The 20,654-nt window shown below is 71.6% G+C and carries 1 protein-coding gene (running past one end of the window); it reads left to right on the top strand.

The features are described from left to right. Nucleotides 1-8 precede the first annotated feature (8 nt). Nucleotides 9-20,654 carry the 5' portion of a WXG100-like domain-containing protein gene (locus U3653_RS16950; RefSeq protein WP_195080392.1) on the top strand. 14,325 nt of this gene lie beyond the right edge of the window, so only the first 20,646 of its 34,971 coding nucleotides appear in the window; it begins with the start codon at nucleotides 9-11; its stop codon lies beyond the right edge, outside the window.

The following is a 20,654-nucleotide window of genomic DNA, read 5'->3' as shown; positions in this document are numbered from 1 at the left end:
AGCCGCCCATGGCCATCGAGCTGCCCGCCGCGCTGAAATACCTCGAGCCGATCGTCGGCATGGAGTGGCCCGAGGGCAACGAAGACCAGATGTGGGGCCTGGGTGGGGACTGGCGAACCGCCGCCGAGGAGTTGCGTTCGGTCATCCCCGACATCGTGGCGGCCAAAAGCGCGTCGACGACCGCATATCCCTCCGGCGACGGCTACGAGGAGATGGTCAAGGCCTTCGACAGCTTCCTGACGTTCAGCGGCGGCAACCCGCAGGACGACCAGACGCTGTCGAAACTGGCCGATTACTTCAAGGAAATCGGCGACTCCGCATACGACGTCGGTACCGAGATCGAGTACGGCAAGCTGATGTACTGGTCGTCGCTGGCGTTGCTGGCGGCGGAACTGGCGGCGTCGTTCGCGTCCGGTCCCTTCAAGCCCGCGGTGGATGCGGCGGCGATCGCGGCCACCCGGATCGCGGTCCGCATCATCGGCCAGCGGTTGGTGCAGGCGGTGATCCAGCGGGTGGGGCGGATCGTGGCCAACCGGTTCGTGAGTTTCGTGCTCCGGCACGTCGCGATCGACACGATCCTCGGCACCATGCAGGAACTCGGGGTGCAGGCCTATCAGGTCGGGCAGGGGCACCGCAAGAACATCAATGTCGAGCAGGTCGTCGTCACCGCTGTGAGTTCCGCGGTCGGCGGCGCCGCGGCGGGACCGCTCGGCGAGAAGCTCGGTCACGCGCTGACTCGGCGGTTCGGTCCGGACTTCAATCCGTTCCTGCACGGCGCGATCACCGGGACCACGGCGGGTTTGGCCGGCGCGGGTGCGGGCTTCCTCGGTGCGACCGCCACGCAGTTCGGCTTCGACGTGGCGACGGACGGGTTGGACAAGGCGCTGCAGAACCTGGGGAACACCCCGGTCGACTGGCGCATGTTCACCGCGGGCGCGTCCAACGGTGCGATGACCAGTGCAGCGAAGGTCGGTTCCGCGCATATGTGGAACAAGGTGATGCCGACCACGATGAGCCGTCCCGATCTGGGGACTCGGCTGAACAATCTCTTCGCCGACGTGGGCGGGCCGCGGGTGGGCTACCGGCCCGATGGCGCGGCCACGCCCGGCGCGGGGGACGGCAGTCTGGCTCCCGGCGCGTCGAATACCTCCGGGACGAACGGTGCTCCGCGCGCCGGGATGCCCGCGGCCGGGAACGGCAATGTCGCCGGGGGTACGGATACTGCGCGCGTCACCGGCGCGTCCGGGGATCGGGGATCGGGCGCGGCATCCGATGGGGCGGGGGCGAATGGCAACGAGGCTGGGCGGAATGGTGAGGCCGGCGCTACGGCACAGAACGGGGAGCGGGGGTCGTCGGGGGAGCGGAGTGGGTCGGGTGAGCAGTCTTCGTCGGGGGAGCGCACGTCGTCGGGTGAGCAGGCTGTGTCCGGTGAGCGGAGTGTGTCGGGTGAGCAGTCTGCGTCGGATGAACATTCCGCGCCGGGGGAGCGCACGTCGTCCGGTGAGCAGTCTGCGTCGGGTGAGCGAAGTGCGGCGGGCGAGCAGACCACGCCGGGAGAACGGTCCACGTCCGGCGAGCGGTCGGCGTCCGACGCCGGCGCAGGGCTCGCCGACGAAGGACGGCAGGATCGCGGCGCGGAAGCAGGCCGGTCGGAAGAGCCGAATATTGCTGCGGCGCAGCATGATAGGGCTGGCGACCCAAGTGTCACGCAGCGCGGCGCGGTCGACGGCGGGCAGAATCCGGAGACGCGGTCGGTCTCGGATACTTCGCCGACGGGCATGACACCCGTCACGGGCGTTCCGCTCACCGGCCCGGCGGCGACGCCGCACACCGGGCCTAGTATCGCCGGCGCGCCGCCGTCCAGCGGTGTCGCGCAGGGCGCCACGCCTGCGTCGCCTGCTTCGCCGGGAGCGAGCGACGCGCGGCCTGCGCCGTCCGCCGATTCCCGCACCCCGGCCGCCACGTCCGAGAACAGGGCGGTGGCCGACCGGGGCCGGGCCGGTGTAGCCGATCGCGCAGCGGGTTCCGGCCGCGACGAGGCCGGAGTACGAGCGGGCAAGACCGACTCGGAAGCGCCGCGAGCCGAATCCAGGCGGGAGGCCGGTGCGACCCGCCAGGTCGGGGAGACCCGCCAGGACGGCGAGGCGCGCCCGGCGGGCGAGGCGCGCCGAGCAAGTGCGGACCGGCCGGAGGGCCGCGATACCACGGAATCCGAGGACGGCAGGCGCGACGCCGCGCAGCCGGTCGTGCTGCCGCTCGCCGGTGACGTGGGTGAGGCCAGGCCGGTGCGCCGCGCGGACACGGATGGCCCGGCTCGTCGCCCGGGCGGGGATACCGATGGCCCGGCTCGTCGCCGGGGTGCGGACACCGATGGGCCGGATCGCCGGGATACGGACGAAACCACGCGCGACGATCCCGAATCCGATGCGCAGGCAGATCATCCGAAGAATCGCGGGGAGTGCGCCCGGCTCTCCTTGGCCGAGCTGCGGGAGGCCACCGGGAGCGACACCATCCGGCCGCCGGACGAACCGGTCGGCGAGCGCGGCATGTCCCTGCGCGAAATCGAGCAGGCCGCGGGCGGCCGTCTGTGGGACTACCCGGACGGCGGGCCGGACGAGTCCCGTCACCAGGGCATCGCCGACGAATTGCTGCGGATGGCCGCGGGGATGGACCCGCGCGATGTCGCCGAAGGCCGTGGACCGCGCGCCCTCGTGGTGGACGAATACGCCGGCCCGGTCGACGAGCACGGGGTCGGCGCCCACGCCTACACCTTGACCGTGCGGATGCATCCGGACACCGGCGAGTTCCGTATCGAGGTGTCCGATCCGGGAGCGGACAGCCGCAAGGGATTCCCGCCCGACGTGCCCGCGGACCTGCGCTCGGTGTCGGCGATCCTGTTCGACGGCCAAGGAAAGGCGGTGTCGCCGAGCGGATCCGACCCGCGCGTGCGACCGGCCGACGAGCGTCCGATCTATGGTCCCGACGGCGAGATCGCCGGTCGGCGCGGCGACGAGACGCCCGAGCAGTTCCGCGCACGGCTACGGGCCGAGATGGCGGACATGCACGCCAGGCGGGCCGCCGAGCAGGCGCGACAGCTGCGCGACCTGGTGGACCGCGTCGATCCGGCGGATCTGCCCGAAGGGGTGACAAAACGACAGCTGCGGATCAAGGCTTCGCAGGCGGAATGGCATGCCCGCGAGTTCCGCAAGAACGCCGACACCTGGTGGCGAGTGGCCGGAGGACGCCCGGCGGACGATGCCCCGATACCGCCGCGTTCGCCGTCGGATCCGGCTCCGAACTCGACGCGCTCCCGCGACGACGCGAATCCACTCGATCCGGCCACGGACCCGGCGCGTTCGCGCGACGACGCCAGTTCGCTTGACCCGGCGCGGTCGCGCAACGACTCGGATCCTTCTGGTCCGGAGCGTGTTCCGCCGGGCGACCGTGAGCCGAGCGCGGCGGATGAAGGGAATCGGCCCTCGGATTCGGCGACTCGGCCGCGTGACACCGACGGCGCGTCAGAACCGGGCGACCGGAGGGGCGCGCTGCTGGACGGTGCCGATACGGTCCCGGCGCGGTCACGCAGCGATTCGGATACCACTGAACCGGAACGTGTTCCGCTGGGCGACCGTGTCTCGAGCGCGGCGGATGAAGGGAATCGGCCCTCGGATTCGGCGACTCGGCCGCGTGACGCCGACGGCGCGCAGGAACCGGATGACCGGAAGGTCACGCCGCTGCACGACGGCGACGACGCGCGGCCCGCACGCGACCGCCTCCCGGCCCTCGACGAGACGCCCGACTTCCTAGGGGAATCCGATGACGCCGAGCACCGCTCGGAACACGGTGACGACGATGTCCCCACCGGCATGTTCCGCGACGCCGACGGGCTGTTGCACAAGTTCGGTGATCGGCCGGACTCCTACCGAGATCGGGACGGCACGTGGCATCACCAGGACGACGACCCTGGCACCTACCGCGACGACAGCTTCCGGTTGCGCGACGAACTGAACAATGAATACGTCACCGACCATCTGACGAGCAGGCCCTACCGGTTCCTGGCCGATCCCGGCGACAAGCAGCCCTACACCGTGGTCGACGAAGCGATCGCGGCCCAGATCGCGAAGACGGTCACCGAGCGGGCTGCGCTGGAGACGCGGCGCAACACGGCCAATGACGCGGTCAAGCGGCGCATGGCGGAATTCGAGATCAAGAAGATCAGCGATCTGGCCGAGGATAAGCTTGCCGCGCGCGTGGAGAAACTCGAGATCGAGATCTTGGAGTCCGACCTCTCCGACGAGCAGAAGCAGGCGAAACTCGATCGTCTCGGCGAGTTGGAGCGCAACGCCGCGGAGTTCAACCGGCTGGGCCCGCTGCTGGTGAACGCGTCGAAGACGCTCGGTGAACTGGGCGGCAGAGCGTTCGCGCTCGACGGAGACAAGTATCCGGGCGCGGTGCTGCTGTCGCCGTTCGAGGGTGCGATCGATGGCGCCGATACCGTCGACATAGCTGTGCTGGTCCCCGGTGTCGACGGTGGGCCGCCGAAGCTGGTGGTGATCGAGGCCAAGGGTGTCCACCGGCACCTCGGCGGCTCCAAAGCGGTTGAAGCGCAACAGGGTTCGCCGGAGTATCTGCGCCGCACGGCCGCGATCGACAAGAACCTGCGGCGGATTCTGACCGAAACGCCCGAGGAGATGGCGGCGCGCGGCGTCGATCCGGACAGCCCCGGTGGGCGGGCGCTGTCGCGGGCGCGTGACCAACTGCTGGAAGCGCACCGGAACGGGACGCTGGCGGTCGAATACCACCTGGTGCACGCCACCAAGGACGGCGTCGTCACCTCGCGCGAGTTCAACCTCCATCGCGACGGCGTGCTGGTGCGGATCGACGTCATCGGCGGTATCGAATCGCCCGCGCTGGTGGGTGGACCGGGCCGGCCGCCGTACGCGGACACTCCTGCTCGCGATGCCGACACCCCGGCGCGGGACGCCGACGATTCGTCACCTCCGCCCCCGGACAGTGACGCGGCGGCCACCCGCGATGCGGAACTGCTCGGCGTTCCGGGCGAGGACGAATGGTCGCACCTGAGTCCGGAGGAGGTCGGCGAGCGGCTGCGCGAGCACCTGCGCGGCGCGATGGACAATCCCGGCTTCGAAGTCTTCGGATTCGGCCTCGACGGTCTCAACCCCGAGGTGGTGCGGGAATACGCCAGGGCGATGGTCGATCTGGTCGAGCGGTTCCCGGCCGCCGACCTGCACAGCATCGGTATCGGCGGGCTGCCGCCCGAGGTGATCGGCATGGCGCAGCCCCGGCTGGACGCTTCCGGGCGCATGGTCACCGAGTCGATCGTCCTCAGTTACGACCATGCGACCGGGGCGCAGACGTTCCGGGATCGACTGCGGATCGGTGTGGACAACGGCCGGTTCTCCCCGGACGTGCTGCGCCGTCCGGTCCGCGCCGTCGTCGCGCACGAATACGGGCACGCGCTCGACCATGCCAGCCAGCAGAGCGCGCGCCATCGCGCCGAGGAATACCTCTACGAGCGTTATCTCGATGACGACACCCGCAGCCCGGAACTCGGTTTCGAAGACTGGCTGCACCAGCTCAGCGGCCACAGTTTCGACCGCGACGGCAACCTGCGGCCGGAAGAAGCGCTGCCGGAAGCGTTCGCCGATCACGTGCTCCGCGGCGACGACGACCCGGTCAGCGCCCCCGCCAGAGCGCTGCACGACCTGCTGACCCGATCGGCCGCCGAGCCGCCGGAGAACAGCGACGCGCCGCTCTCGCTCGAGGCCGACCACATCGATCTTCCGGACGACGGTTCGGAGGCGGAGACCGCCGGTGCGCAACGACCTCCCCCCGGTGGGCCTGAGCCGGGCGACCGGAAAGTCGCGCCGTTGGGCCGCGACGATCCGGCGAACCAGGAGGCGACACCTCCGCGGACGGAAGCCGCCGATGGCGGGTCGGGCAAGCCGCCCGCCGACCCGCCTGCCCGATTGCCGGACGAACCCGATGACGGCGCGCGCAACCGCCGCGAGGAATCGGCACGAGATGAGCCCTACCAGAAGCAGGTGTGGCCGCCGGCCGAGCAGGGAGACGCCAGCCCCGACCGGCCCGATGGCGATGAGCCGTCGCCCGGAGGCGCGCAGCCGGACGATCTCGCCGCGGCCACGGCATGGGCGAACCGCGAGTACGACCGGATGCTGGGCGAACGGCACCGGCTCACCCGCGAGATGGAGTTCTGGCAGGCCAAACGCGACGACCGGGCCACCAGGTCGATGGCGGTCGGCGATCCGGAGCGTGCGCTCGGCTCCCGCGAATCGCTGGCCGAGACGATGCGGCGGCTGGACGAGGCCGCCACCCGCAGGACCATCGATATCGCGCCGCTGGGTGAGGACGCGGGCGGGCAGGTCAGCGAACAGCGCTCGGCCGCCGATCGCATGCGGCGGTTGCGGGACCTGAACAAGCTGGAAGAAGCCGCCCAGCACGTCATCCGGTTGCGTGAGCGGATCGCGGTGCTGGACAGCGGTCTGCGGGAATTGGTCCGGGACGGCGCGGTCGAGGGCAGGCCGCTGCTGGCGGATGCCCTTGCGGAGCAACACCGATCGGCCGCCGAGCGCGCCCGCGAGCTGGTGCGGATCAAACCGCGCCGCGCCATGCGCGACGATCTGGCGCAGCGGCTCGGCCTCGTGGACGAGCACGGTCTGGTCGACGAGGCCGCCCTGAGTCCGGATCGGTTGGCGGACACGATCGAGCGGCTCTCGTCCGAGCATCCCGACCGGTCCGACCAGGTCGGCATGCTCGGCGAGGTGGCAGGCGAGGTCAACGACGCGCACAATCGGATCGGCCGGATCCAGGACCGGATGGCGCAGGTCGCGGGCGCCGGACGCCGGGACATCGAAGCCGCGGGCGGGCGGATGGAGACCGACCGGGTCGGGATGATCGATGGTGAGCCGCCCCGGATCGTCGTCTACGGTCCGCGGGAACCGCTGACGCCCGCGAACGGCATGACCGACCACGACCTCGCGCTCCAGCATGCCGCGCACACCTCCGAAGCCGTGGTGCGGGCGATGATGCGCCCGGATGTCACGGTGGAGTACCGCAGAATCACCTCCAACCGTGAGGGCGACTGGACGATCGATGACCTGCCCGGCCCGCAGGTACGTCACCTCGGTGGCCGCTTCGGAGCGCGGGAAGGGGCGACGCCGCGGCGCGGCTTGGACGTGTCGATGTGGCGCGCCGCCAACGGCGAGTGGCAGCAAGTCGATCCGTCCCGGCCGGATTGGCGGCAGAACCGGCGCGGTGTGGCCGAGCACGATTTCAAGAGCCGTGACCTGCCGGAAGGCGTCAGCAGCTGGGCGGTGGACCAGATCCAGGCGACGGTGCACGACTGGCTCGCCGACCCGCCGCCGCCGGAACCCACGATGCGCGACCCGCACAGTCCGCCGCCGCAGGCGCCGATGAACGAAGACATGCTGCCGCACATCCCCGGTGGCGGGTCACCGATCAACCCCGGCGACATCCCCACCTACCAAATGCCGTTCTCCGGGGCGATTTCCGCCACGATGCGCGTGATCATCGAGACGGCGAAGCTGTCGGGCTTCACCTGGTTCGCCGATCGCGACAACCCGGGCAGGATCCGGCCGGGATTCAAAGGCCACCCGTGGTTCCGCGCACCGAAGTCCGAGCACCAGCCCTTCGTCCGTCCCGCCGAACCGGACGACGTCACCGACGACCGCGAGGCCCCGGAGCAGTTGCGCGATCGCGCACGGCAGCGGCGGGCGGACTGGGCGCGCGTCCAGAGTTGGACGGACGAGCAGTATCGGCGTTTCCTCGACGACGCCGATGACGTCGACCGGATCGCCGAGCGGGTGCGCGAGCAGCATCGGCGGGAGCGCGACGAGGCCGCGCAGGAGGTCATCGATGTGCTGCGCCGCCGGGTGCTGCCCCATGCCGCGATCGACCCGACCGGCGACCCGGACGCCCAGCTGACCCGGCTGCGCGGCGCCGTCGACGCGGCGAACGCGCTGCTGGACCGGCATTTCGATGGTTCGCTCGACGTCGAGCAGCGTCGGCGCGTCCTCGGCGAGGTCCTCGACCTGATGGTGCGTGGTGCGGATTCCGATGCACTGCGTGCCGCCCTGCACGACCATATGCGCACCCGCACCCCGGATCTCACCGCGGAGGATGTGCGGCAGATCAAGAAGCTGCTGATGGAAGACGAGCTGTTGATGCTCGACCCGGACAGCGGGCAGCTCGAATGGCGGCAACTGGATCGGCTGGCCCACGTCGCCGAGGCGTGGGATCGGCTCGCGAACGGCGATCCCTTGGCCGAGGACTTCCGGCTCGTCACCGACGCGCGGGCGTGGTCGGAGCTGGCGCGCAGGTTCCGCGAGGAGAGCGACTACAACGTCACCTGGCACGAGATCTACGAGGCCGTGCAGCGGCTCGAGGGTCCGCATTGGGACGATCGGCGGCCTCCGCTGTCGGATTGGCGCACCGACATCCCGTACACGCCGCCGTTGCCCGCCCACTTGGCCGACGGGCCGCGGTCGCCGGAAGAATCTGCGGCACAACGCTCTTCGGATGGCGAGCCGATGCGCGATCCGGTGCTGGAGGGGATGCTCACGGAGCTGGAGGCGACCGTTGAGCGGATGCGCCGAATGGACGCGGAGTGGGAAGCGGCTTCCGATCAGGAGACCGACGGACCGGAGAACAGCGGCTCTCGACGTGATCCAGATGTGGATTCGGTGACGCGAGATCCCGAACTGGATCGCATGCTCGCGCGGCTCGAGGCCACGGTCGAGCGTATGCGTCAGCGGGACGCGGAGTGGAGGGCCGCCCTCGATTCGACGCCGGAGGCGGAATCGGAGCAACCGGAAGGCGCTGCGTCCCGGCATGTCTCGGACGAGCCGGTGCGGCGGGACCCGGTGCTGGAGGGAATGCTCACGGAGCTGGAGGCCACCGTCGAGCGGATGCGCCGGATGGACGCGGAGTGGGAGGCCGCGTCCGAGCGTGTGGCGGAATCGCCGGATGAGCCCGGTTCACAACGTGCGCGCGGCGAGGAGCCGCCACCGCGGGATGCCGTGCTGGACGGGATGCTCGAAAAGCTCGAGGCGACCGTCGAGCGGATGCGCCGGATGGACGCGGAGTGGGAGGCGGCGGAGGCTGCGCGGGACCGGGAGCGTAGTGCCGATGAGCCGGGGGAGGACGGCCCCGAAGCCGCGGGTGGGGTGCGGCCGAGCGGGCCTCCGTCCGAGCCGCCGTCGACGCCCGCGCGGTCGGTGGAGGAACCGAGCGCGCCGGATGAAGCGCGGCGTCCGGATGGTTCCGAGCCGGGCGGGCGGATCGATGAGCGTGCCGACGCCGGCGACTCGCTCGGTCGCGATGGCGACGTTCTCTTCGAGGGCGATCTGCCGGAGGACGGGACGCCGTTGTATCGCGGCATTCCCCGCTTGCTGCCCGACGGATCGGTGAATCCGTCCTACCAGCAGGCGGTTTCGGGACGCGCGGTGCCGCGCGGGACCGTGGACCTGTCCGCCGAAGAGCACATCTCCCAGCGGCGAGCCGCCGAGAGCGACACCACGTCGTGGTCGCGCACGCGCAGTGCGGCCGAGGCGTTCACCAACGGCGACGGGGTGATCCTGGAATGGCGCACCGGGGCGCCGCCGGAGGGCGCGTCCTGGAAGTTCAAGCCGATCTTCGATCTGCCGGACCAGTTCTCCCAGGTGCTCATCCAGGGCACGCTGCCCGACGCGCGCGCGACCAGGTTCATCGCGGCCGACGCGCATCCCCAGCCCGCCGTGCGGGACAACCAGCAGCGGTTGGGCGACGGCAAACCGGATGGGGATACGGCGGCGCAGCTGCGCGACGACGAACCGCCCGGCGCACCGGCTCCGGATCCCGGCAACGACGAGAACGCCGCGCGGCCCGATGATTCCGATGCGACGCTGCTCGGTGCGCCGACCGATGACGAGTGGTCGCCGCTGAGCCCGCCGGAGGTCGGCGAGAAGCTGCGCGACGACCTGCGCCGGATGACCGACAACCCACGGTTGGAGGTGTTCGGCTTCGACCGCGACGGTCTGAGCCCGGAGGCGGTACGCGAGATCGCCCGCGCGCTGGTCGATCTGCACGCCCGCTTCCCCCAGGTCGACATCCGCCGCATCGGGATCGGCGACTTGCCGGACAAGGCGATCGCGGAGGCGCGTTCCGGCTACGCGGACGGCCGCTTCCACACCGAGTCCATCACGGTGAGCCCGAAATACGTCGCGAGCGCACGGGAGCTGCGCCGGACGATGACCGACCGGGTCGGCGACGGACTGTACGACCGGGCCGTCCTGCGGCGGCCCGCGTACTCGATCGCCGTCCACGAGTTCGGGCACGCGCTGGAATTCGCGGGAGACAACGCCGCCAGAGCCGGGGCCGAGGACCAGCTGCTCTACCACTATCTGGACAACCATCCGGCCGACCGGACGATGGATGGCTTCATGGACTGGCTGCGCGCCCACCTCAGCGGCTACAGCCTGACCGCACAGGGCATCGAATCGTCGGAGGCGCTGGCCGAAGCGCTGGTCCAAGTGGTGGCCAACGGCCGCGACAACGTGCCCGAGCCGGTGCGGATGCTGTACGACCGGTTGGTCGAGGCGGTCGAAGGCGATGCGAAGCTGCTCGGCGCGCCGTTCGACGACGAGTGGTCGCGGCTGGGTCCGGCGGAGGTCGGGCGGAAGCTGCGCGACACCGTGCGGCGGATCACCGGCGATGCCGAGTTCGAGGTGACGGGCTTCGACCGTCCCGGCCTCAACGGCGAGGTGCTGCGGGAATACGCCCGGTCGATGGTCGAGATGTTCGAGCGGTACCCGCAGGCGAGTTTGCGCCGGATCGTCGTCGGTGACCTGCCGCGCGGCGTCTTCGCCGAAACCGGGCAGCTGATCGACCGTCGCACCAGGAAGGTGCACGCGGACGATCTGCTGATCAACGCGCACTACGCCGCGAGCGCGACGGAATTCCGCGAAGCCGTCGAGCGGGGCGTCGAATCCGGGTGGCTGCATCCGTCCGCCACGCGCAGACCCGTCCACGCGATGGCGGTACACGAGTTCGGCCACATCCTCGACATCGCAGGCAGCGGCTTCGCCCGGCGCGAACTCGACGCCGCGCTGCTGAACCACTACTTGTCGAAACAGCTGGGTGAACCGACCACCGAGGGCTACCTGGCGTGGCTGAAGGACAACCTCAGCGGGTACAGCTTCGACAAGTCGGGACTGCTCGACCCGGCGGAGGCGCTGGCCGAGGCGTTCGCCGAAGTGGAGTCGCGTGGCCGTTTCCGGGTCGGCGAACCCGTGCGCGTGGCCTACGACCTGCTGCGCGAATCGGTCCACCGCGGTGGCCGCCGCGGATGGCTCGGGCGGTTCATGGACGGGCTGCGGCTGGAGCGGTTCATCTCGCGCGATGAAACGGCCGGGATCGAACGCGACGCGGTCGAAACCCATGAGCGGCACGCGGTCCGGGTGGAGGACCCGCAGGACGGCGGCGAACCCCTGCCGCCCGCCGACCTCGCCCTTCCGGCCACAACCGGTGGCGACGAGACCGGCGCGCGTGCTCTGGTTCGCCCGGACGAGGCGCAACCGGCCGGTTGGCATCATCGCCCGATAGATGTGGCCGCGGCGGAAGTACGGGAAGTGCTGGTGCGCAGCGAGATCGGCAGGCAAGCGCTCGCCCGGCTGCGCGATCTCGGCGCCGCCATCCGGTTCGAGGAACCCGGCGACGGCCCAGGGGAGCCGGACCGGTTCGACGGACGGACGATGGACGTGTTCATCGGCACCCGCGGGCGCGACCAGCTGGCCCAGGCGGCGGCGGTCGTCCGGGCGGCGGAGCTGGCCGGGGCCGTCGCCGAGGGCAGGCTCGAGGTGAGCCCGGCCCGCATCCGGGAGCTGGATCGGTCCGATCACGTCGCCGCGCGGGTGCGGGCCGAGGCCGAGGCGCTCGGCCGCCAAGCCGAATTCCACCGGGAGATGCGCGAGGCCGGTTACGACCCGTACGGCGCGCCGGTGCGCGACGTGGTCGATGCCGCGCAGCGCAGCGTGCTGGAATCGGCTTACCTGGACGCCTTCGACCGGGCCGGCGAGCCGGACGGCGCGGCGGTGGACGACCCGGCGCGCCGGGCGATCCGGGACGCGGAGGCGGCTCGGCTGACCGCGCGGCGGGACGCCGTGGCCGCGGCTGTCGACGCGGCACGCGTCGTGCGTGCGGAAGCGGCGCGCGGTCTGGCGGACGATGCGCAGCTGACCACGCGCGCCGCACTGGCCGACACGATGGAGCAGTTGCACGGCCGGACCGTCCGGGTCGATCAGGCCGGCGCCTGGCGGGACCGGTTGTCGGAGCTGGAGCGGGCGGCACTGCGGGTCATCGACCTCGAGGAGATGCTGAGCCGCGCCGGCACGGACCTGCGGCACGTGCTCGACCTCGATGCCACCGAACCGGATGCGAGCGCCGACCGCGAGCGACGGCGTGCGGCGGGCGTTGACGAGTTGCTGGCCGATCCGCGGTTCGACGCGCCGGAGGATCCGCGCGAGGGCGTGAGCGGACGGCACGAGGCCGGCGAGGAGTGGGACGCCGCGCACCGCTCGCGCGCACCCGAGGGGACGGCGGAATACGCTCCCTCCGATCTCGCGACGGCCCGCGAACTGGCGCGGCTCCAGCGGGCGGACGCGGCGGCCGGGCGGGAACTCGCACGGATCGAAGCGGATTGGGATCGCGCGTTCCGGCGGCTGAAAAACGGTTTCAACCTTCCCGACGACGAGATCCCCGCCACCCGGCAGGAAATGTTCGACCTGGTCCGGGAACGGTCCGAGCGCATCGACATCTGGAACGGCACCAGTTATGTCCTGCTGCTCGCGGATCTGACCGCGCAACACGCACGGGTGAGCGCGGATCGCGCTCGCCTGCTGGGCGAGATCACCGGCATCGTGCGGCAGGACCTGTCCCATCGCGCCGCCCTGGACGGCGGCCCGCCGCCCACCGATCTCCGGGTGCGCCTCGACGAATCCGGTGACCTGCGCATCTCGCGGGACTCCGCAGACGCGCCCGCGCCGATCGATCCGCCCGGGCAGGGGACGCACCCGCGGACGATCACCGAGCACGCGGGCGCTCTCCTGGAACGGGCGCTGGCCGAACTCACCCGAAGTCCGCAGGGCAGATGGGCGGCGGTCGCGCTGGAGCGGCTCGGGGTGGACATCCGGTTCACCACCGAGTCCGAGGCGAGCATCCGGCGCATGGACAGCGGCCGGTACGAGCTGCGCCCGGACGCCGGATATCACCCGGCCACCAATTCCGTCGTGCTGGAGTCCGACGCCGGACCAGGGCGGCACGCCGCGGAATTGGTGCGCGCGGCGCGGCTGGCCGAGCAGGTGAACGAGGCCGCAGGCGAACCGCTGGCGCGGCTGACCCTTTCCCGCGACGAATACGTCGATCTGATGCTGGACCGAATGGCCGAGGCGTACGCCCTGATGTACGCGGGCAACGCCGACGAGACCGGCAGGACGGATCTCGACCGGATCGGCGTCGACGACCTGGAACGCGCCTACGCCGAGGCATACGACGACGCCATGAAGTACGCCGAGAAGACGTACTGGAAGTCCGGCGTCGTCCGGTCCTACCCGCTCTATCACCGGGCCGCGTTCCGCGCCGGCGTGCGCGCCGTGCGCGAACACCTCGACCGCCTCGGGCCGCAGGTCGGCCGGCGGGATTACGGCGATCACTTCGCCGCCGCGTGGGACCGGGCGCACGGCATCGCACCGACCGAGCGCGCGGTCGAGGCCGGCGCACCCGCGCGCGACACCCGTGCCAGGGTCGCCGAGCGCGCCACCCACATCGTGCTGGAGATCGAAAGTCTGCGCATGCTGCGCGACCTGGGCGAATACGTTCCGGTCAGCCCGGCCGAACGCGCGTACACCGAGGCCTATGACAAGGCGTACCCCAAGGCGGAGAAAGCGCATCGCCGCAATCCCGAGGCCCCGCCGCCGGAGGAGGCCGCCTACCGAGCGGGCCGCGAGGCGGTGCGGCGCTATCTCGACCGGGTGGGGTTGGACCGGGCCGAGATCGCCCTCGATGTCGTCCGCGCCGCCGGCAACGAGGACGAGTCGCGCTGGGGTCATCCGAAGCCTCGCGAGGACGCGCAGCACTCCGACGACCCCGCGAGCCGGGAGACCGGGCGCCACGATGACGCCGACCTCGCCCGGCGCGTTCTGGATCAGGAATTCGACAGTGAGCCGCGTCCGGAGCGGCTCACCGACCGCGTCGCGCGTTACCCGGCCGATTCCGAACCGGGGAGGCGGCCGCGGCTGGTGGTGGTCGCCGAACCCGGGCAGCACATCGACGCCCTGCGCGAACTGGCGGCGAGCCACCCGGAATTCGCCGACGTGCTCTGGGACCGGTCGCACTATCTCGACTACCGCGAGGCGGTGCGCGGGGCGGGCGGCCTGCCGACCATGCACCACATCACGGTGACGGCGGCGGAGGGGCCGTATCGTCATCCGACCAGGAGCGAAGCGCTCACGCAGATGCTGGCGCACTACCTGCGCTACCGGGCGGAGGGCCGGACCCGTCTCGGGTTCGAGGAGTGGCTGAAACAGCTCGGCCCGGAGGCGTTCTACACCGCCGAGGACGCCAATCGGGCTCGCGGCACCGGCCGGCAGGGTTTCCACGTGCCGGGCCGGCTGACCGAGGGCTTCCACGAGGCCGGATACCGCACCGCGGCCGCCGCCGACCCCCCGTTGACGCCCCCGCATCCGGCCGAGGTCGCGCATCGGCTCTATACCCGCAGGATCCCGCTGCCCAGCGATCCGGGGATCCCGCGCCCGTCACATCACCAACTGGAGATCTTCCAGGTCGGCTCGACGGTGCTGAGCATCCACCTGGAACCCGATGGCAACGGCGGCTGGCGGGTGCCGGCTCCGCTGTCGAACCGATCGGAATCCGATGTCCTGTCCACGCATCTGCAGGGCTTGGCCGCGCCCGATCGGAAGAAACTCCTCGCGCGGATCGTGGAAGTGCTCGGCGACGGCTCTGCCGATCTGGCGGATCGCGGCAAACCGCGCAGCAGGTTCGGCCGGTTCATCGATCGGTTCACACCGGGCAGGGCGAGCGCGCCGGAAGGTGACCAGCCGCCCACCGGCCGGGACCGGATGGCGGACGAGTCGGCGCGCGGCGCCCATCCGCCCGAGGACATCGCCGCCGACCTGCCCGATACGGAGGTGCTCGGCGCACCGGCCGCGGACGAGTGGTCGCGGCTGGGCCCGCACGAGGTCGGCGAGTTGTTGCGGGACCGGCTGCGCGAGGTCACGGGCAACCCGGAGTTCGACGTGTTCGGCTTCGACCGGCCCGGCCTCGATCCCGAGGTGGTGCGCGAATACGCCAGGGCCGTGGTCGAGATGCGCCAGCGGTTCCCGCACGCCGATCTGCGCGGGGTCGGCATCGGCGAGTTGAAGCGGGGCGAACTCGGGTGGGCCGACGGCGCGATCGATGAGGTCACCAAGAAGGTTTTCACCAGGGCGATAGTGCTCAGCCACGAGCACGCGACCAGCGCGCGGGCCTTCCGCGCGGCCGTGTACAACGCCGTCGGCAACGACCAACTGAAGCCGATGATGTTGCGGCGGCCGGTCTTCGCGGTCGCGGTGCACGAATACGGTCACGTGCTCGACCACGCCGGTGGTCTGGCCGCGCGGATGCGGGCGGAGCGTCATCTGCTCGAGTTGGCCGCCGCGGACCCGGACGGCGATTTCGGCCGGTGGCTGCGGGAACTGAGCGGATACAGCCTCGACCAGGACGGTCTGCTCGACGATCACGAGGCGGTGGCCGAAGCCTTCGCCGAAGTCGTCATGCGCGAGCACCTCGGCGATCCGGAGCCGGTGAGCAAACCCGTTCGCGCGCTGCACGATCTGTTGCTGCACCACGCCGAGCAGGGTGGGTTCGGCCGTGCCGCCGACGCGCCGTCGAACGACCGCCTGGTGCTGGACACTCACGACGACCAGGTCCGCGACCTGCTGCGGCAGACCGACTACGGCAGACAGATCCTGGCGAGCCTGGACAGCGGACCGACCCGCACCGGTTACGAAGGCTCCGCGCCGGACGGAAGGACCGGCGAGTTCCGCCGTCGCGAACTGGCCGCGATGGCGTTCACCGCGGGCAACTCGCACGTGCGCCAGGCGCTGGCCCTGGCGCACGAATCGCTGCACGCGCAACGTCATCTCCAGCGCACGACGGCGAACACGCCCGAGCGCATCCGCGCGCTGTCGCGGGAGGAATTCGTCGACGCGATGGTCGACGAGGAAGCCGCCGCCAGCGGCAGGCACTTCCGGCTCGCGGCGGAACTGCGCGCGCTCGGCTACGAGATCGCCGAACACCCGCTCGAGCAGCACTACCGGGAAGCGTTCGACCAAGAGCTGACCCGGCGGCGCTGGGACAACGCGGGGACCCGCGCCGAGGCGCACGAGCGCGGTGTCGCGGCGCTGCGCGAGCCGCTCGGCCGGACCGAGTGGAACAACGGACGCGACTACGCCGACTACTACGGAACCATCTGGGACGAGGCCAATGTCGGCCGCGACGGCGCTGCGGAGGCGGGCAGGCACCATTCGTTCTCACCGACTACCGCCGACGAACTGTGGCAGGGTGCGCTGACCCGCCAGGACGCCAGGCTGCGGGCGCAGGAGACCGCCGCGGAATTCGCCCGCCGGGCCGAGGCGGTGTTCGGAAGCCGCGACGTCTCCCGCTCGGCGATCGAGCGTGCGCTGCGGGAGGCGGAAGACGCGCTCACCCGGTCGGGACACGACGCCGAACTGCTACGCAGGCAGCACGATCTGCGCGTGCTCAGCGATCTGGCGGATCTGCGGGACCAGGCCCGGACCCGGCTCGAGGGGCAACAGCGCAGTCTCGCCGCACTGGCCGCGCGTGGGGTGCTCGGCGCGGCCGTCCGCGGCGAGCCGGGCGCCCGGGTGCTCACCGAGCACGTCGCGCATGTGCCGGGCGAGCCGGAGCGGGTGGTGATCGCGGCGGAGGCCGGTGACCATCGGCGGGTCATGCGGGAGGCCGAACGCGACCCGTTCGCGGCCGCGCTGCTCGGCCGCGACGACGTCGACCGCCGGTTCCTCGAAGTGGGGATCGACGACTTCGGCCACGTGCGCGTCCGATCCGTGGCGGAGCCGGAGCCCATCGCGCCGAGCGACCCGATCGGCGAGGTGACGCCGCGCGACCTGGCCGGGACCGCGGCGGCCGAGCGCACCGCCCGCCTGCGCGCGGAACTGGCCCGGACCGAGATCGGCAGGCAGATCGAGCGGGCGCTGACCGAGCACGAGGTGCGGATCGAGTACGAATCGGGCGCGCAGGACCGCTACTACCCGGCGCAGCGGCGCTTGGTTCTCGACCCCGGCCTGACCGACACGCAGCAGATGCTCGCGCTGGTGCGCGGCGGCGCCCTCGCCGACCTGGCCCACGCGCCGGACATGCCCGACGCCGCCCGGGTCCGTTCACAGTCGTCGCGCCGCGCGTATGTCGGGACGATGCTCGATCTGGAGACCGCCGCGCGCGTCATGGAATTCGCCGCGATCGGCGAACTGCGTGCGGCGCGGCACGACATCCCCGAAACCGACCTCGAGCGGGTGTACACCGAGGCCTACGACGCGGCGCACGCGGCCGCGAGGGCAGCGGAGCCGAACGCGTGGCCCGAGGACCTTCAGGACAAAGCCAGGGAGGCCGCGTTCGAGGCGCTGCGCCCGCTGATGGACGCCCAACTCGTCGGCCCGGACCAGACCTACGCCGACTTCTACGGCGACGCCTGGGACGCCGCGCACGGCGAGCGCTCGTTCGACCAAGTCGTGGCGGAGGCGCTGGTCGCAGGTGAAATCGGCTCGACTCTACTGCGCGAGGGCGATTCGCCGCACAGCGCCAGGAGCGTCGAGCTGGTCCGGTTCGGCAACGGCACCGAACTGATCCGCAAGGTCGTCGTCAATCCGCGGCACGCTGTCGCCGAGGTGCTGACCGGGGTGCTCGGCCGGGCGCTCGACGCCCCGGTGCCCGAGTCGGTGCTGCACGAGCCGAACGTCGTCTACCAGCAGGTCATGCCGGGTGAACCGGCCGGCGACCGGCACCGCGACTTCGCCGATCCGCACGACCTCGGGTACGCAGATTCGATCCCCGGCCGCGCCCTCGGTCTGCTAGACACCATGATCCGGCCCCCCGACCGGGATCGTTTCGGCTGGCTCGCCGGGCCCGACCGGCAGCTCGCGGGCATCGACCACAGCCGCGCCTTCGACCCCGGCGCCGAGGCCCGCGCGGCGGTGAGCCCGTTCGCCGAAGGATTCCTCACCCGCGACGCCGACGGGAACGTCCGCTACCGCGACCACGGGCTGACCCGCGAGGCCGTCGACATCCTCACCGAACGGGTTGCCGCGCTGCGGCCGCAGTTCGAGCGCTACGGCCGCACCGGCTGGCACGACCTGGCCATGGAACGGCTGGCGCGGGTGCGCGAGCACGCGCGCGACATAGCCCCCGTGCCGCCTCCCGATGCCGCCGCGCCGCTCGGCGCCGACCACACCGTGGTCGGCGCATACGACAGACGCAACACCTGGCTCTACCCCGACGGCGAAGGCGGCATCCACGCCACCGTCGACGGCGACGGTGTGCTGCGCGTCCGAATCCAGCCCGCCACCAGACCGGCCGACGGCGCCGGCCTTTTCCGCAGCGCGATGTCCGAACTCGGGCACTGGGTGACCGAGATCAGGGGCGAGTGGCATCGGGAAGGCGGCCCCGGCGCCGACCCGGATCTCTACCGGACGCCCGAGGAAGCGATGCGCGACACCCTGCTCGGCAGGTTGGCCGCCGAGCACGGCTTCACCGAAATTCGGGTGGTGGCAGGCGATCCCGCGCCCACAGTGCGTTTCACCGAGCCGCAGTTCGCCGACGCCGATACGCATGCCACGCCGGATGACACCGGATTCTCCGAGCCGACCGACGACAATCAGCAAGAATCGGCGGCGGACCACCAGGAGCGCCCCGCTACCGAAGACCTGTGGCAGCTGAACCGGATCGATGTCGAAACGACCGAAGTCTGGCAGCTGCTCGAACAGTCCGCCGTCGGGCGGGAGGCGGCGCGACTGCTTCGCGCGGAGGGCGCGCGGGTGCGGTTCGCCGACCTCGGCGACGAGATCGGCGCCGCCGACGCCTTCGACCGCCGCACCATGGACATCCTGATCGACACCCATGACCGCGGACAGGTGGAGCTGGCGAGCGAACTCGTGCGCTTGGCCGCGCTGACCGAGGCGATCCGCGCCGGACAGGTCGAGGTCACGCCGTCGCGGATCCGGGGCACGACGCGCGAGGACTACATCGCGGCGCAGTTGCGCGCCGATGCCGCGGCGACCGGCAGGCAGGCGGAATTCCTGCGGGAGCTGGAGAACGCCGGGTACCCCGGTCGGCCGACGGCGCTGGCGCCGGTCGAGGTGAACTATCAGCGGGCGGTGCGCGGGCGGTACCTCGAGGCCTACGACGCGGCCGTGGCCAGGGCACACGAGGCCGACCCCGCGCTCTACGCCGGCGCGCTGCGCGAACTGGGCCGAGCGGCGGGCGTCGACGCGCTGCTCGCCGGCGACTTGTTCGACCCGCCGTGGTCCGCGCAGGAGAGCGCCAGCGCGCGCAGCGCGCACGGCCGGGACTGGGACGCCGCCCAGCGCCATGAGCGCTCGGCCGGTGAATACCGTCCCGGCACCGCAGCGGCCGCGCGCGACGCCCAGGAACTCGTGCGCAGGCACGCGGCCCACACCAGGGAGATCGGCCGCATCGACGCGGTGTGGGATGAGCTGGTACGCAAGCTCGGCGGCCTCGATCAGGACGTGCTCGATCGAGGCGCACCGGCGCAGGGTCGGCCGGATGTGCGCGAGCTCGCGCGCTGGCGGAGCGGACTCGGCGACGACGAGCCGGCCACGTTCGACGCACAGCTGCGGGTCCTCGGCGAACTCGCCGCCGACCGCGGGCGCGCGGTGGCGGCGCTGGACGAGGTCGCCGTCGAGCTGGCGGCGCGGGTCGGGCACGACCTGATGGACCGGCAGGTTCGCGAGGCCGGTGGCAGCTGGCTCACCGACCGCGTGGCGTGGCTGCCGGGACGGCCGCCGAAGGTGTTCGTCGCGGAGACCGGCGACCGGTTCACCCGGGTGACCGGCGAGGAGGCGCCCGGCACGTCGCTGCGCCACACCCTGGCGGTGGAGGACGTCGTCGCCGACCGGGTCTGGGTGGACGTCGACGACTCCGGCGCGGTGCGGTTGCGGCGCGAGCAGACCTCCCCGTCCGCGGTCTGGTCCGAGGCCGACGGCCACTGGATGCGTGAGCGGAACGAGGAGCGGTCCGGAGCGGAGCACGGCGTCGCGGCCGACGAACCGGCGGGGACGAACCGGCCGGCCGATCGGCTCGACCGCGTGATGCGCGAGCTGGACGGCGACAACCTGCGCGTCTACCAGAACATGCGCGGCGAGCGGGTGCGCGGCGACGGCAATTCCCTCGGCCGGTGGGCCATGAGTACCGTCGACCGGCTCGGCGTCGATATCCGGTTCACCTTCGACGACCCGCCTGCCGCGCGTGACGGCAGGCAGCTGTTGCGGTCCGGCAGCGGCTACGTTCCC

The sequence above is a fragment of the Nocardia implantans genome (assembly GCF_035544775.1).
GTDB lineage: Bacteria > Actinomycetota > Actinomycetes > Mycobacteriales > Mycobacteriaceae > Nocardia > Nocardia implantans.
This window is presented reverse-complemented; position numbering and strand designations above follow the sequence as displayed.